Here is a 15543-nt window from a genome sequence, read left to right as displayed (position 1 = left end):
TTGATAAGAAATTTAAGGGTGAAAAATTATGGAAAACTTAAAATTAACGAGTCTACTAGTACTCTCAATGAAGGAAAAAAGGTCCAAGGAAATAACATTTCACGAAAAAGTAACAATAATTAACGGGATTAATGACACGGGTAAATCGGCATTAATAAAAAGCATCTTTCATACATTCGGTGCCAATACAAAATTGCAAGCTAAGTGGAAAAAAGCAAATGTAGTTAGCTGTGTTACTTTTAAATTTCAAAATAATGACTATAAAATGCTTAGATATAAAGATCAATTCGGGTTATTCGATAATGAAGATAAATTAATACAATCATTTTATAGCGTAACTGACGAGCTTGCTCCTTATTTTGCTAATTTATTTAACTTCAAAATAGAATTAAAGGATAGTAACAACAGAATGCTACAGGTACCGCCTGCTTTTTGCCTATTACCATTTTATATAGATCAAGACAATGGTTGGCAAAAAACTTGGAGTTCATTTGAACAATTGGGTCAACTAAAATATGGCTGGAAGAAGAATATTATTGACTTCCATACTGGCGCAAGACCTAGTGAATACTATTCCTTAAAAAAAGAAAAAGATGAATTATTATCCCATAAACAACAGCATAGTGAAGAACAAAAAGAATTAGATAGATTGTACCTTAGGACTGTAAAAAAATTCGGTACAACCGATGTAAGTGTTGATATTGACGAATTTGAGAAGGAAATTGAAATCCTATTAAATCAGCTAAATAATAAACAAACAGATTTAGAATACGCTAAAGAAAATCTGGTAGGATTATATAATGATAGATATATGATCGAAGATCAAATAAACTTAACAAATTCCGTAATGGACGAACTAAATAAAGACTATACATTTGCAACAAAAAACATACTTGAAGATAAAGTTACCTGTCCTACTTGTGGAGAAATATACAGCAATAGCTTTAATGAAAGATTTTCCATTGCTAATGATGAAAGCCGTTGTTTTGAACTTATTGCAGACTTAAAAAAGGATTTACAAAAGATCAACAAAAAAATTGATATACAAAAAAAAGAATTAAACAATATAAAAGAAGATTTTAAGGAAATACATACACTCCTACAAACTAAAAAAAAGCAAGTGGCATTAAATGATGTAATTCAAAACGAAGGTAAGAGAATGTTGTTAAGTAGTTTAGCTACAGACATCGCACATGTACGTTCTATCATCTTAGACTTGGAAGATCAAATAAAAACAAAAGATGATGAACTAAAAAATATTGATAATAAAGAAAAAAGAAAAATAATAAAAACAGAGTATCTAGATTATATGAATGAATTTCTATTAGAACTTGATGTAAAAACATTAAGCACAGAAGATTTTAAGAATCTTGATACTACAATTAAAGAATCTGGTAGTGATGTACCACGAGCGCTCCTTGCATATTTTTTCAGTATTTTAAAATTAATAGTAGCAAGATCAACATCAACATTATTTCCAATTATTATTGATTCTCCACTACAACAAGAACCTGATGATGAAAATAAAGTTAGAATTTTAGAATTTATAAAGAAAAATACTCCACAAGATGCACAACTAATACTAAGTACAGTAGACTCCGCAAATGTAAATTTTGAAGGTTCCACTATACTACTTAATAAAAAATTACATGTACTAGATGATCAAGATTATGAAAAACATTGGAAGCAACTTAAATTGCTATTAGAACAGCTTTCTAATTAACAGCTTTCTACTTGCTTACAACATGGTCACATTTTGGCCACGCACTATCGAAAACTAAGGGAAACATAAGGTTATAATTACTAATTCATAATCATTTTTTACTGCTGATATAAGTACTTAAAGACACAAATAATAATTAACGGATATTCATTTCACTATCTTGACAGGGTGGCGGTCGCTGGTTCGAGGCCAGTCCGGATCATATGAGAAACCCCTTGATAGTCACGGGGCTTTCTTTATGTAGCAAATCAATATATTATTTTTATAATAAATTTTTTATATACTATTCAAGATTTGATCAATATCTCTCTTTTGGTTAACGATTAATTTTTCATATGAAAATAAACTTATGATTTTAAATCTCTTATTAGATTTGAGTCAATATTTTAGACAAAAAAGTTCAATCTTAGCTAGCTTTATTTTATTTGATTTACTGCTATTTGTAATATCGTTCACCGTGATATAGCAAAGTGCGATTATAAACTTGTAATATTCAACATGTCTTCAAAAAGCAATAAATATATCCACTTCTTTCAACTTATATTTATTTCGATTGAAACATTGCGTAAGATTCTGTGAAACTTCCGGTTCATCAATCGCTAATATTATATTTCTACCATTTTCCCCTACTTCTTTTCCTCAATTTTTGAGAAAGACATAAATTATATCAATCATCACTCTGCGTTGTTCGCCAGAACTCAATTCTTCACTCTCTTCTTGGGAGCTTTTTAAAGTTTTCTTTGAAAAATAGCCTAATACAATAATTTTTATATTTATTTATATATATTTTGTAACAACAAAGAACTACATAGATTAACTATGTAGTCTTTTTAAATATGAATAGGCCAATCTTATTTTTTCCCTAACTTGATTGCCTTTTTTATATTACTGAATGCACCTTTACCATATAATAATACGCCACCGCGGTAAACACGACTCGTTAAACCAATCATCATACATATTGTTGCTAATAGAATCGCTAATGCAAGCGCAATCTCCCATACTGGGATATTGAGGAATCCAATTCGTACGAGCATAACAATAGGAGTAAAGAAAGGTATATAGCTAGTAATGGTAACAACCGTGCTGCTTGGATTTGACATTCCATAAAGTGCGATATACAAAGCAGCAATTAACATAAATGTCAGCGGCATAACAGCTTGAGAAGATTCCTCTATACGACTAATAACAGAGCCGAGTAGACAAGATAATGAGCCATATAATAAGAATCCTAATGTGAAGAATAGAATCCCATAAAACACTAGAGTAGGAGCAATAGAATTTAAATCAATACTATTTAAAATATCATTTTTCGAATCATTAATTGCTGTTTTATACCCTACAGTTGCGACCAAGCCCCAAATTATTATTTGTGTAATACCTGCCAATAATGTTGAGAAGAGCTTCGCATATAAATGTTTTGTAGGCGAAATACTTGAAACAACTAACTCCATTACACGAGAAGATTTTTCTGTTGCAACATCTGTAGCTAATTGTGCAGCATACATTAATATCATTACATAATTTAGCATGATAAAGGTATTAATTAAAATTCCTACACCCTCTGTATGTTCTCCATCTTTAACCTTATCTGAAACAGTTTTGGTTTGTATTTCTACTGGCGTTGTTAACACCTTTAATTCATCTTGCGATAGATTCAATTGCTGAGCGAAATTAGAAGATTGTATTTGAGATAAAATAGTTTGAACCTTGCTAACATCTTGCTGATTTACATCTGTCTCAGTTATATACGTAGCCTTTAGTTGTTTATTATCCAATTCCTCTACAACGATTGCATATGTATAATCACCATTTTTAACACCTGATTCTGCTTTTGGTTTATCCGTACTACGCTTAACATGTATCTTACTATCGACATTTTTAAACACTTGATTAATAGTTGTATATAATTCTTCTTTTTCTGTAACAACAACAACTTGATCGTCCTCGTTACCTGCAAAATAGTTATAAATCTTGTCAAAATTCATCAATCCTATAATTAACATAGAAATTATTATTGTAATAGCAAAATATGATTTTGATTTCACCTTAGATTTATAGTTTTGTAAAAAAATTGTCCAGAAACTACTCATGTTGCGCACCTACTTTCGCAATAAAGATATCATTTAATGTAGGCTCTTCTACTGCAAACTTTTTAACATACCCTAACTTCGTTATTTCTTTAAATAAAACATGCGAAACTTCTTCATATGAAATTTTAAGAGTAACTGCATTCTTACGTTTCTTCATACTTTCTACACCTTTTATTTCTTTCAAATGGTCAAAGTCATGATCGCCAACGATTACAACATTCTTTTTACCAAAATCACTTTTAATTTTTGCAATGTCTCCCTGAACAACAGGTACTCCTTTGTGCATGATACAAATGTGTTGACATAACTCTTCCACATGTTCCATACGATGTGAACTAAAAAGAATGGACGACCCTTGTTTTTGCATATCAAGAACGGCTTCTTTTAACATTTCAACATTTACTGGGTCTAAACCACTAAATGGTTCATCTAAAATTAAGAGTTCAGGCTTATGTATAATCGCTGTTATCAGCTGAATTTTTTGCTGATTCCCTTTTGAAAGTTCTCCTACTTTTTTGTTCAGATTCTCAGTTATATTAAAACGCTCCAGCCAATAGTGAAGTTCTTTTTCTGCATCTTTACTTTTCATGTTCTTTAGTTTTGCAAAAAAGTTAACTTGTTCTTTGACAGTCATTTTCGCATAAAGCCCACGTTCTTCTGGTAAATACCCAATCTTATCCGTAACATCATAATTTATAGGTTTACCATTCCATGAAATAGTTCCGCTTGTTTTTGATAAAAGTCCAAGTATCATTCGAAATGTAGTCGTTTTACCCGCTCCATTTCCGCCCAAGAATCCAAATATTTCACCTTTTGGTATCTCGATATTCAAATTATTCACTGCAACATGCTCGTCAAATTTCTTTGTTAAATCTTTAATTAGTAAACTCATTATCCACGCCCTTAATTCCCAAGATGATTTATTTATACAATTGTATATCCATAGTCAACAACAATATTTTGACCTCTAATGGCACCGCTTTTATCAGACATTAAAAATCAGATGACATTTGTAACATCTGAAATTCTAACAATTTCCCTATATGGTACCTTTTTCAATAACTTATTTCCTTCAAAAATCATTCATTACCAACAAATGTTATATTTATCATTATAAGGTTAGCATAAGATTTAGAATAACCAATATGTAATTTTGCATATTTTAATATTTTCATAAAGTATTTCTTCGGAAAAAATTTTCGTTATGTACTTTAAAACAACTTATAGGCACATTTAAGCTGCTCAATAGATAAATCATTCGTTTCTATTTTTTCAAAAGTTCCTGCTTTCCATCTCATACCGCTCACTACTCTCTATTAAAAATTTGTTTCTTCATTTATATTATAATACTTGTTTTAACATCGGTCTTACGATTCTATATTCGTCACCAAAAGGCTCCTTTATGATTAGTGGTGAGTAATCATCCTTTTCTTCCTCAATCGTTGCAAACACTTCTGTTTTTTCTTGTAATATATTGGATTCACTATTTTCGATAGGTTTTTTACTTGTTTCAATTTTCTTTGTTACTTCGCCAAGTTTTTGCCCGGCTTTTTCTGCTTTCGCAGGTTCATTCGTAACGTAGTATTCTTGGTTCTCCCATACTAACATAGGTGGCACTTGTTCTCATTTGTTACATATTATATAAGTAATACTAGCTATAAGTAGTAGACATGTTAATTAAAAGAAGATAGCTTTTTTGTTCATATACTATTCTCCTTATCTATCATTTTATTGGATTATATAATAGGAAATATAGTCACTAAATAGTTTTCATGGTATTTTTTAGTATTAATTTCAAATAGAAAAACCTTACTATAAAGTAAGGTTCCGTTTTTAAGTTCTATAATGTTTTATTAATTAAAACGATCATTACGATAATCGCTATAAACATAACAACTAAGCAGCCGATCATTTTATAAAATCCTCGTTTCGTTAACGTCCCACCTTGAACGTCTTTACGAATAAATAAGAATACCGCTAAAAATAATACAAGCCCCATGCCAAAAGCATACATCATTTGCATATGTTAATCTTCCTTTCTCTTTTACATCTTAATATCTTTTTGATAAAACAACAAATGAGATAAAAACTGTACTCATCGTGAGTGCCATAAGTATGTTCAATAGTTCAGTAGCAGATAGTGTAAGTATTTTTAAGTTTAAGCCGATAGAGAAAAGAAGATAATATGCGGTTAGTGCAAAAAAGGTCACGAACATCCCTTTATAACGAATAAGCTTCATTCGCTCATCTTTTTCTTTAAATTGTGGGTGCAAGTAACTTAAGCAGAAACTCATAATCATCATCCCAAGCAATGGATAAGTTATAGCCGGTGGTGCAGAATGCGTCATTATACCTGTTAATATCATAAATCCACTCATAAATAGAAAAATAATTCCCATCATAACGAAGTACTTTTGTGAATAGTTCATCTTTATTCCCCCTCTTCTTTTCCTTCATAAATAAATACATGTTCTATCGTTGTCTGAAATGTTTTTGCTATTTCAAATGCTAACGGAAGTGATGGATCATATTTTCCCTTTTCAATTGAAATGATGGTTTGTCTGGAAACTCCAAGTTTCTCAGCCAATTTTTCTTGAGATAGTCCAAATTTTTTTCGGTATTCAACCATTTTATTTTCCAAGGAAATTTCTCCCTCCTTCCTTATACCGAGTATATATGTAAAGTAAACTTTACGTCAAGTTTCCTTTACATTCATTTCGTCTATTTTTCATTCTATTTATATAGAAGAAACTTTTTCAAATTCAGCACGTCTATTTTGAAATGAAACATGGAACAATGTATATAGCCGTTACTATATCTCCTCTCCGTTTTTATGAAAATTTAATATCTCCATATTTGTTTTATCCTTTTAAAATGTTTCATTCTGCTCTTTATCGGGTGAAATGCGCTATTGTTTTTACGTTGTTTTTCGCCATATTTATAGAAACTAACGGTTTATGAAGCATTTTTTATGTATAGCCACTTTTTTTGTAGAAATCCTTCATTTTCCTTTCGATATTTAACACTATCGAGATAAAGTTTATGGTAAATTCATAATTTTTTATTTTTTATACTATATTCCGTTATATTGTTGTATAATATCAATGAAAGCGCTTATTATTCCAATATACATAATTCGAACTAAACTTTATCGAAACATTCTGATAGTTATACTTATATTTAAATGCAACAATTATAGGTATTAATGTAGGTATACCAAATATATCCACCCCGTTTTCCCGTGAAATTACTTTATAACATGAAAGATTAACTTGGGTGATAAGTTATTGTGAATGTTTTTTTACAAAACAGATAAGTAATAGTGTTTGGTATTATGTAAATTATTGTAATAACATAAGAGTAAAGAAAAACATTTACATTGATTATTGGTTCATCAATTATTGAAAAGAGCAAAATGCACCTTTTTGTATGGAAAAAGGATTATATGCATTGGGAGGTTTAAACAAATGACGAGGAAGAATACAACGACAAACCCTTGGGCCAAGTTCCATGGTCCGAACCTTGGTTATGTTATTGAACAGTATGATCTTTACGTAACTGGAGCAGGTTCTGTTGATCCGGAATTACAAGAGCTTTTTGAAATTTTTGGAGCTCCTTCGTTTCAAGATGATGTCGTAACAGGGGACAACACAGCAACACATTTTTCTCCTCAAAACACAGGGAACATTGAAAAGATTCTTAAAGTCGTTCAACTTGTTGAACAGATCCGTTCTTTCGGGCATACATTGGCTCACATTAATCCGATGGAAGATGCTGCAAACGGACAATCTCTTATCGAGAAAACAATGAACGAACTGAGCGATGCTGACTTGAAAGCGATTCCAGCAAAAACAGTATGGCAAGATGCACCAGAGGGTATTCACACTGCACTTGATGTAATTCATAGATTAAAAGACGTTTATACAAAATCTTTAGCTTATGAATTCTCACATATACAAGATAGTGAAGAACGCGCGTGGTTGCATCAAATGGTGGAATCAAATTCATTGCGTCAACCATTATCAAATAAAAAACGAACTGCTCTTTTAAAACGTTTAGCTGCTGTTGAAGGTTTCGAGCAATTCTTGCATAAAACATTCGTTGGTCAAAAACGTTTCTCAATAGAGGGCGTTGATATGCTTGTACCTGTACTAGATGAAATTGTTTCTGAAGGTGCTAAAGGCGGCGTAGAAGATGTCATGATTGGTATGGCTCACCGCGGTCGTCTAAGCGTACTCGCTCACGTATTAGAAAAGCCATATAATCACATGTTTGCAGAATTCAAACATGCAAAAATAGAAGGTGCAGTGGCAAATGCTGGCTGGACTGGCGACGTGAAATACCATTTAGGTAGAGAACAAGTCGTTGGTAATGAAGAAGTTAGCACTCGTGTTACATTAGCAAATAACCCGAGTCATCTTGAGTTCGTTAACCCTGTTGTTGAAGGTTTCGCACGTGCAGCTCAAGAGAATCGTAAAAAATCTGGTCTTCCAGAACAAGATACTACAAAATCATTCGTAATTTTAGTTCATGGTGATGCTGCATTCCCTGGTCAAGGTGTTGTGTCTGAGACACTCAACTTAAGTAGATTGAATGCATACCAAACTGGCGGAACTATTCATGTTATCGCAAATAATGCAGTCGGCTTTACGACTGATAGCTATGATTCTCGTTCTACTAAATATTCAAGCGACCTTGCAAAAGGTTTCGATATTCCGATTGTTCACGTGAATGCTGATGATCCGGAAGCTTGTCTTGCTGCTGCAAACCTTGCGATCCAATATCGTACGCTGTTCAAAAAGGACTTCTTAATCGATTTAATCGGTTACCGCCGATATGGTCATAACGAAATGGATGATCCAGCAGTTACGCAACCACAAGTGTACAAAAAAATTAAAAATCACCCAACTGTAAGAGCAATTTATGCAGATCAATTACAATCTGCTGGCGTTCTGAATGCAGATGAGGTTGAAACAATTACTCAGTTTATACAAGAGGAATTAAAGGCTGAATACGCACAAGTGCCACCAGCTGATACGAGTGCTGCAACAATTCACGTTAAAGTTCCAGAGGTTGTTGCAAAAGGAATTCAACCGATTGACACTGGTGTTTCAATTGAATCACTTCGTGCAATTAATGAAGGACTATTATCTTGGCCTGAAGGCTTTAACGTATATCCAAAAGTGAAGAAAATTCTTGAGCGCCGTAAAGATGCTCTTGAAGAGAACGGTAAAATTGAATGGGCACTTGCTGAATCGTTAGCATTCGCTTCAATTTTACAAGAAGGTACACCAATTCGTTTAACTGGTCAAGATTCACAGCGTGGTACATTCGCGCACCGTCATATCGTATTACACGATACTGATACAAACGAAACGTATTCACCATTACACCGTTTACCGAACATTAACGCATCATTCTCTGTTCATAACAGTCCGTTATCAGAAGCTGCTGTTGTTGGTTACGAATATGGTTACAACGTATTTGCTCCAGAAACTCTTGTGATGTGGGAAGCTCAATACGGTGACTTCTCAAATACTGCGCAAGCATTATTTGATCAATATGTTTCAGCAGGAAGAGCAAAATGGGGTCAAAAATCTGGTTTAGTTCTTCTATTACCACACGGTTATGAAGGTCAAGGGCCAGAACACTCTAGTGCACGTCCAGAGCGTTTCTTACAATTAGCTGCTGAGAACAACTGGACAGTTGCAAACTTAACGAGCGCGGCACAATACTTCCATATTTTACGTCGTCAAGCATCTATCTTAGGAACAGAAGCTGTTCGACCGTTAGTGCTTATGACGCCAAAGAGTTTATTACGTCACCCACTTACGCTTTCAACTGCTAGTCAGTTAAGCGAAGGACGTTTCCAACCTGCTTTAGAACAAGAAAACCTTGGTGCGAAACCAAATAAAGTAAAACGTCTTGTTTTAAGTACAGGTAAAATGGCAATTGACTTAGCAGCAGAAATCGAAAGTGGTAAGCATGAGTACAGCCTAGATGAAGTTCATATGGTTCGTATCGAGCAGTTGTATCCATTCCCTGCTGAAAAAGTTCAATCTATTATTAAACGCTTTAAAAACTTAGAAGAAATCATTTGGGTTCAAGAAGAACCTCGTAATATGGGCGCATGGCATTACATGGCTCCAATTCTGTTCGAACTAGCTGGGGATAAAGTGAAAACAGGTTACATTGGACGTCCGGATCGTTCTAGCCCATCTGGTGGCGATCCATTCGCTCACAAAGCTGAGCAAGAATTAATCGTTGCACACGCTTTAGATGTGAAGTACAACTTCCGTCAAGATAAACAAGAAATTGAAGTTTTCAGCAACTGAAAGTAACAATGAGTTTTTCAGGCTTGGCTGTGGCAGATAGTCTGCCACAGCCAGGCTAACAAATGGAGATTACCGAAGATTAAAGAAGATAAAACACACCGTTAGGCAAATAAGGGGAGGACATTTAAAATGATCGAAATTAAAGTACCTGAGCTTGCAGAATCTATTTCAGAAGGAACTATTTCACAATGGCTTATCAACGTAGGCGACAAAGTTGAGAAAGGTGGCAGCGTTGTTGAGCTTGAGACTGACAAAGTCAATGTAGAAATCATTGCAGAGGATTCAGGTATTGTATCGAAGTTACTAGGCGAACCTGGAGATACAGTTGAAGTTGGTGCTACTATCGCAATTTTAGATGCAAACGGCGCAGCGGTTGAAGTAAGCACACCTGCTCCGGCTAATGAGCAACCAAAACAAGAAACTACTGAAGCACCGAAAGCAGCAGCTCCAAGTGCTGAACAAAATAAAGCGTTGCAAGGTTTACCAAATACAAATCGTCCTATCGCATCACCAGCTGCTCGCAAAATGGCTCGTGAATTAGGAATCGATTTAAACGAAGTACGTAGCACAGATCCACTTGGACGTGTGAGACCACATGATGTACAAGCTCACGCTGCAGCGCCAAAAGAAGCACCAGCTGCTCCAAAACAAAGTCCGGCTCCAGTTGCAAAAACTGAATTTGAAAAACCAGTTGAGCGTATGAAAATGTCCCGCCGCCGTCAAACAATTGCAAAACGTCTTGTAGAAGTTCAACAAACATCTGCAATGTTAACTACATTTAACGAAGTTGATATGAGTGCAATCATGGAATTACGTAAAGAACGCAAAGATGCTTTCGAGAAAAAACATGATGTACGTCTTGGCTTTATGTCATTCTTCACAAAAGCAGTTGTTGCAGCATTAAAACAGTTCCCATTATTAAATGCTGAAATTCAAGGCGATGAGCTTATCATTAAAAAATTCTATGATATCGGTATTGCAGTAGCAGCTCCAGATGGATTAGTTGTTCCAGTTGTACGCGATGCTAACCAATTGAACTTCGCTGAAATTGAAAGCGAGATTCGTAATTTAGGTCTGAAAGCACGCGATAATAAACTTTCATTAAAAGAGCTACAAGGTGGTACATTTACAATTACAAATGGTGGTGTGTTCGGTTCTCTAATGTCGACACCAATCCTAAATAGTCCACAAGTAGGTATTCTAGGGATGCATAAAATCCAAGTACGTCCAGTTGCAATTGATGCAGAGCGTATGGAAAACCGTCCAATGATGTACCTTGCACTATCTTACGATCACCGTATTGTTGATGGTAAAGAAGCAGTTAGCTTCCTTGTTGCTGTTAAAGATATGCTTGAAGATCCAAAATCATTATTATTAGAAGGTTGATAGATTATTAATCTATTAAAGGCTGTAGAATGAATCATTCTACAGCCTTTTTTCATTATGTTCATATGGGACAAATCACACTACATAGACTAATAATGTATGCCTAAAACGTAAGGGGGATAAACATGAATAACCTTCCAGTTCATGCAAAACTTAAAGCAAATAAGGATACTTTCTTCCTCCCCGATTCAAACGGGGGTGTTTACTTTCGAAATAACTCCAGTTCATTCCGTATGGATGGTGATGGGATTTATGACTGGATTGAGAAATTAATGCCTATGTTTAACGGTAATCATTCTTTGACAGAAATAACCGATGGTCTCCCTCTCCCCTATCAAAATCGTGTATTTGAAATTGGAGAGATTTTATATGAAAATGGTTTCGTTCGTGATGTAAGCCAAGATGCTCCCCACGAATTAAACAGTGCATTACTCGACAGATATGCTTCGCAAATTGAGTTTTTAGAAGCTGATTCCCATTCAGGCGCTTTAAAATTCGAAACGTACCGCGCAGCAAATGTGCTTATAATTGGTTCTGGCGATATGCTTACTTCCCTAGTTTCTTCTTTATTAGAATCTGGTTTACCTACATTTCATTATCTTGTTACAGATCGTGCTGAAACAAACTACGATCGAATTCATGAATTAAGCGAACGTGCATATGCAAATGATGACAATGTACTCATTCAAGAAATAGATATTACAATTGATCGCCCTTTACATGAAGTATTCGAGCCTTTCGACTGGATTTTATACGTTTCCCAAAATGGAGATATTGAAAGTTTAAGAGCAATCCATACTATTTGTAGAGAGTTTAAGAAAAATTTCATACCAGCTATTTGCTTATCAAGAATTGGTTTAGCTGGACCCGTCGTAACCGTAGACCGTGAAGAATGCTGGGAATCAGCTTGGCATCGTCTACACGAAACTACTTTACAAAGTGAAAATCCACCTGAACCTTTCTCACCAATTGCATCTGCAATGTTAGCAAATGTTATCGTTTTTGAGTTATTTAAACATGTCGCTGAAGATTCACATAGGCAGCATAATCCTCAATTCTTTTTATTAAACTTGGAAACACTTGAAGGAAAGTGGCACCCTTTCATAAAACATCTTCTCGCAACCGATGAAATCTTTACAATTGATACGGTGCAAAATCTTCAAGAAAACCTTGCCCAACGTTCCGGACAATATACTTCAACTGAACTTTTTCGTTTTTTTGATGCGTTAACTTCTAAAGAAGCTGGCATATTCCACATGTGGGATGAACAAGATTTAAATCAATTGCCTTTATCACAGTGCAATATTCAAGTTGCAAATCCATTATCAGACGGACCTACCTCTCCCCTTCCTACTATAACTTGCGGTGGATTAACTCATAATGAAGCACGCCGCGAAGCTGGCTTAACAGGAGTTGAAACATATGTAGCTGAAATGATTCATCGTCTTATCCCCGAACATACTGATATCGGTATTGGTGCTGGGGAAACGATGACAGAAGGTGTATACCGAGCACTCCAAAAACATTTAAATAATAAGTTATATGAACGCCAATCACATATGCTAGAAGAGATTACAGAGCTTTATTTAACCGAAATTCATGATAAACATTGTAGGTTTTACTACGATGCTCTCTCTACAATTCATGAAATACCTAAAGTAGGAATGAGTGAGGAGTTACTTGGTTTTCCTGTCGTTTGGATCGGTATTAATGATAGATGGTATGGTGCGGTAAATATTAATATAACACTCGCATTAAGAAATGCTCTGCAACAAGCACTCCTTCATATTCAAAATGAAGAGATTCCTTATAAAGCTAATATGTTACCGGAATCATCCATTGTTTTATATAGTACGGATCCTGTTAGAGTAGCAATACAAGAAGAGGAAGAAATTCCAGGCGTACAGTCTTTACAAGTTGCTTTGCAAAATTTAACGGAAAACAACTTGTATCCATTCGTTTTTGATTTAGCTATTGAGTCATTTTTAAGAGACAACTTAGACGGTGTATATGGGGTATTAATTGCAAAGGAGGATGACCAATGACTCAAAACATACTACTTATAGGAGATGGCCTACTCACAGACTATGTACATGAGCAATTGTGCAAGCAATATTCACTCATCCGCCAGCATACAATTACAGAAGCTCTCCCTGAAAACATTCATCTTGCTCTCGTTTTACATGACGGGTCTCCTTCTTCCGTACATCGTGATGCTGAGCTTATCTTTCGCTCAAATAATATTCCGTGGCTTCGCGCGTTTACTTCGTTTGGTGAAGGTATTATCGGTCCTTACGTGAAGCCTCTTACAACTGGATGTTCCCACTGCGCTGATGGACGCCGGTTTATAGCTGGCTTTGATCAAAAAGAAATGTGGGAACTACAACGAAAATATGCATTAAAAGCAGAGAACGTGACGAGGCGTGATGTACGCGCCACCCAAAATGGAATGTTACAAATGTGCCAGCTCATTCATGCTGAAACAGAGAAAATATTAGCTCATGGATATTCTTCTTTAGAAAACGAACTCATTTTACTGGACTTACAAACGTTACAATGTACCCGGAATTCGTTTCTTCCAGACCCTCTCTGTCCGGTATGCAGCAATTTGCCTGACGATACAGCAGATGCAGCGCAAATTTCTTTACAACCAAGTTTGAAAACGAGTACTGAAACGTATCGCTGTCGTTCCATTCATGAGCTAAACACATTTTTAACGAGAGACTATTTAGATTACCGGACTGGTATTTTAAACGGTAAAATGCAACATTCTCTATTACCGTTTGCTGATGTCATTATAAACATGCCGTTACTGTTTGGAAATGAAGGTGTCGCGGGCCGGACTCATTCATTTTCACTTAGTGAAGCAACCGCTATTTTAGAAGGTTTAGAACGCTATTGCGGTATGTCGCCTCGTGGAAAAAAAACAAATGTACATGGCAGTTTTCGTGAGCTAGAAGATATTGCACTGAATCCCCTCACACTTGGTGTGCATACAAATGAACATTACAATCGTGATAGTTTTCCATTTAAGCCGTTTGATCCTGATTATGAGCAAAACTGGGTATGGGGATATTCTTTATTACAAAACCGACCACTTCTAGTTCCAGAATCAATCGCTTATTATAGCCTTGGTCATAGAGATGCTTTCGTGTATGAAACATCAAATGGATGTGCAATTGGTGGTAGTTTAGAAGAAGCAATTTTTCACGGCATTTTAGAAATTGTAGAGCGTGACGCCTTTTTGCTCACTTGGTATGCCGAATTACCTCTTCCCCGTCTCGATCTTAGTTCAGCCAATGATACTGAATTGCAACTAATGTTGGAACGCTTACGCACAATTACTGGATATGAATTATACGTTTTCAACGCGACGATGGAACATGGTATTCCGAGCATATGGGTCATTGCGAAAAATACAAGACAAGATGGTATGAATCTCGTCTGTGCTGGCGGCGCACATATGGAACCAATTCGAGCTGTAAAAAATGCAATTCACGAAATAGCAGGCATGTTACTTATAACAGATGAAGAGCTTGAACAAAAAAGAGAGAAATATGAACACTGTTTACAAGATCCATATCTTGTTTCGCAAATGGAAGATCATAGTATGCTGTACGGATTGAAAGAAGCTGAAGAGCGTCTTCACTTCCTTTTACGTGATGATGCTCCAGTGCAAACGTTCCAAGAAATGAATGCATTACAATCATTTGATATGGATTTAACATCTGATCTTCATCAACTTTTAAACAGGTTACATCAATCTGGACTTGAAGTAATTGTTGTAGATCAAACGGTCCCCCTTATAGAAAAGAACGGCTTACATTGTGTAAAAGTAATTATTCCAGGCATGTTACCGATGACGTTCGGTCACCATCTCACTCGGGTTACAGGACTGGATAGAGTGTATACCGTACCGATGACACTTGGATATTGGGCTGAGCCTTTAACGAATGAAAGTTTAAATCCACATCCGCATCCGTTTCCATAATTCATAGTGAGGGGG

At 35.2% G+C, this 15543-nt stretch carries 10 protein-coding genes and 1 pseudogene; 5 read left to right on the top strand and 6 right to left on the bottom strand.

Going from position 1 to position 15543, the window contains the following annotated elements; translation table 11 throughout:
• The first annotated feature begins 28 nt into the window (after positions 1-28).
• Complete coding sequence (locus tag QCI77_RS06450) at positions 29-1723, top strand: hypothetical protein (RefSeq protein WP_353824673.1); 1695 nt, start codon at positions 29-31, stop codon at positions 1721-1723.
• Between the two features lie 851 nt (positions 1724-2574).
• Here QCI77_RS06450 and QCI77_RS06445 read toward each other — a convergent pair.
• The 6 genes and pseudogenes from QCI77_RS06445 to QCI77_RS06420 form a co-directional block, all read right to left on the bottom strand.
• Entirely contained in the window at positions 2575-3816 is a 1242-nt protein-coding gene (locus QCI77_RS06445; protein WP_353824672.1) for an ABC transporter permease, read from the bottom strand.
• Entirely contained in the window at positions 3809-4708 is a 900-nt protein-coding gene (locus tag QCI77_RS06440) for an ABC transporter ATP-binding protein (RefSeq protein WP_289403408.1), read from the bottom strand. The genes QCI77_RS06445 and QCI77_RS06440 overlap by 8 nt, the downstream gene beginning before the upstream one ends.
• Before the next feature lie 449 nt (positions 4709-5157).
• Positions 5158-5475 (bottom strand): annotated as a pseudogene (locus QCI77_RS06435) (hypothetical protein).
• A gap of 181 nt (positions 5476-5656) precedes the next feature.
• Positions 5657-5839, bottom strand: a complete 183-nt coding sequence (locus tag QCI77_RS06430; RefSeq protein ID WP_002011459.1) for a DUF3976 domain-containing protein — start codon at positions 5837-5839, stop codon at positions 5657-5659.
• 28 nt (positions 5840-5867) lie between these two features.
• The gene (locus QCI77_RS06425) at positions 5868-6245 is read right to left on the bottom strand and encodes a hypothetical protein (RefSeq protein ID WP_016101524.1); all 378 of its coding nucleotides are present in this window, start codon (positions 6243-6245) and stop codon (positions 5868-5870) included.
• 2 nt (positions 6246-6247) lie between these two features.
• Positions 6248-6457 carry a helix-turn-helix transcriptional regulator gene (locus QCI77_RS06420; RefSeq protein WP_000428506.1) on the bottom strand — a complete coding sequence of 70 codons (210 nt, stop codon included), beginning with the start codon at positions 6455-6457 and terminating at the stop codon, positions 6248-6250.
• An 826-nt stretch (positions 6458-7283) separates the two neighbouring features.
• Between QCI77_RS06420 and odhA the strand changes: the two genes are divergently transcribed.
• From odhA to QCI77_RS06400, 4 genes are all read left to right on the top strand, one after another.
• On the top strand, positions 7284-10151 hold the full coding sequence (gene odhA, locus QCI77_RS06415; protein WP_002186381.1) for a 2-oxoglutarate dehydrogenase E1 component: 2868 nt from the start codon (positions 7284-7286) through the stop codon (positions 10149-10151).
• 129 nt (positions 10152-10280) lie between these two features.
• Complete coding sequence (gene odhB, locus QCI77_RS06410; protein WP_353824671.1) at positions 10281-11537, top strand: 2-oxoglutarate dehydrogenase complex dihydrolipoyllysine-residue succinyltransferase; 1257 nt, start codon at positions 10281-10283, stop codon at positions 11535-11537.
• A gap of 125 nt (positions 11538-11662) precedes the next feature.
• Positions 11663-13582, top strand: a complete 1920-nt coding sequence (locus QCI77_RS06405; RefSeq protein WP_113769153.1) for a putative thiazole-containing bacteriocin maturation protein — start codon at positions 11663-11665, stop codon at positions 13580-13582.
• Positions 13579-15528 carry a TOMM precursor leader peptide-binding protein gene (locus QCI77_RS06400; protein WP_044437842.1) on the top strand — a complete coding sequence of 650 codons (1950 nt, stop codon included), beginning with the start codon at positions 13579-13581 and terminating at the stop codon, positions 15526-15528. The genes QCI77_RS06405 and QCI77_RS06400 overlap by 4 nt, the downstream gene beginning before the upstream one ends.
• Positions 15529-15543: the final 15 nt, after the last annotated feature.

It is taken from the genome of Bacillus cereus group sp. MG9 (genome assembly GCF_040459995.1).
GTDB lineage: Bacteria > Bacillota > Bacilli > Bacillales > Bacillaceae_G > Bacillus_A > Bacillus_A mycoides.
The sequence above is the reverse complement of the archived record's forward strand: the minus strand, read 5'-3'. Positions and strand labels throughout refer to the sequence as shown.

Bases quoted from the DNA above. Each gene is read 5' to 3' on its own strand.
- QCI77_RS06450 (WP_353824673.1), top strand. From the start codon at position 29: ATGGAAAACTTAAAATTAACGAGTCTACTAGTACTCTCAATGAAGGAA.
- QCI77_RS06445 (WP_353824672.1), bottom strand. From the start codon at position 3,816: ATGAGTAGTTTCTGGACAATTTTTTTACAAAACTATAAATCTAAGGTG.
- QCI77_RS06440 (WP_289403408.1), bottom strand. From the start codon at position 4,708: ATGAGTTTACTAATTAAAGATTTAACAAAGAAATTTGACGAGCATGTT.
- QCI77_RS06430 (WP_002011459.1), bottom strand. From the start codon at position 5,839: ATGCAAATGATGTATGCTTTTGGCATGGGGCTTGTATTATTTTTAGCG.
- QCI77_RS06425 (WP_016101524.1), bottom strand. From the start codon at position 6,245: ATGAACTATTCACAAAAGTACTTCGTTATGATGGGAATTATTTTTCTA.
- odhA (WP_002186381.1), top strand. From the start codon at position 7,284: ATGACGAGGAAGAATACAACGACAAACCCTTGGGCCAAGTTCCATGGT.
- odhB (WP_353824671.1), top strand. From the start codon at position 10,281: ATGATCGAAATTAAAGTACCTGAGCTTGCAGAATCTATTTCAGAAGGA.
- QCI77_RS06405 (WP_113769153.1), top strand. From the start codon at position 11,663: ATGAATAACCTTCCAGTTCATGCAAAACTTAAAGCAAATAAGGATACT.
- QCI77_RS06400 (WP_044437842.1), top strand. From the start codon at position 13,579: ATGACTCAAAACATACTACTTATAGGAGATGGCCTACTCACAGACTAT.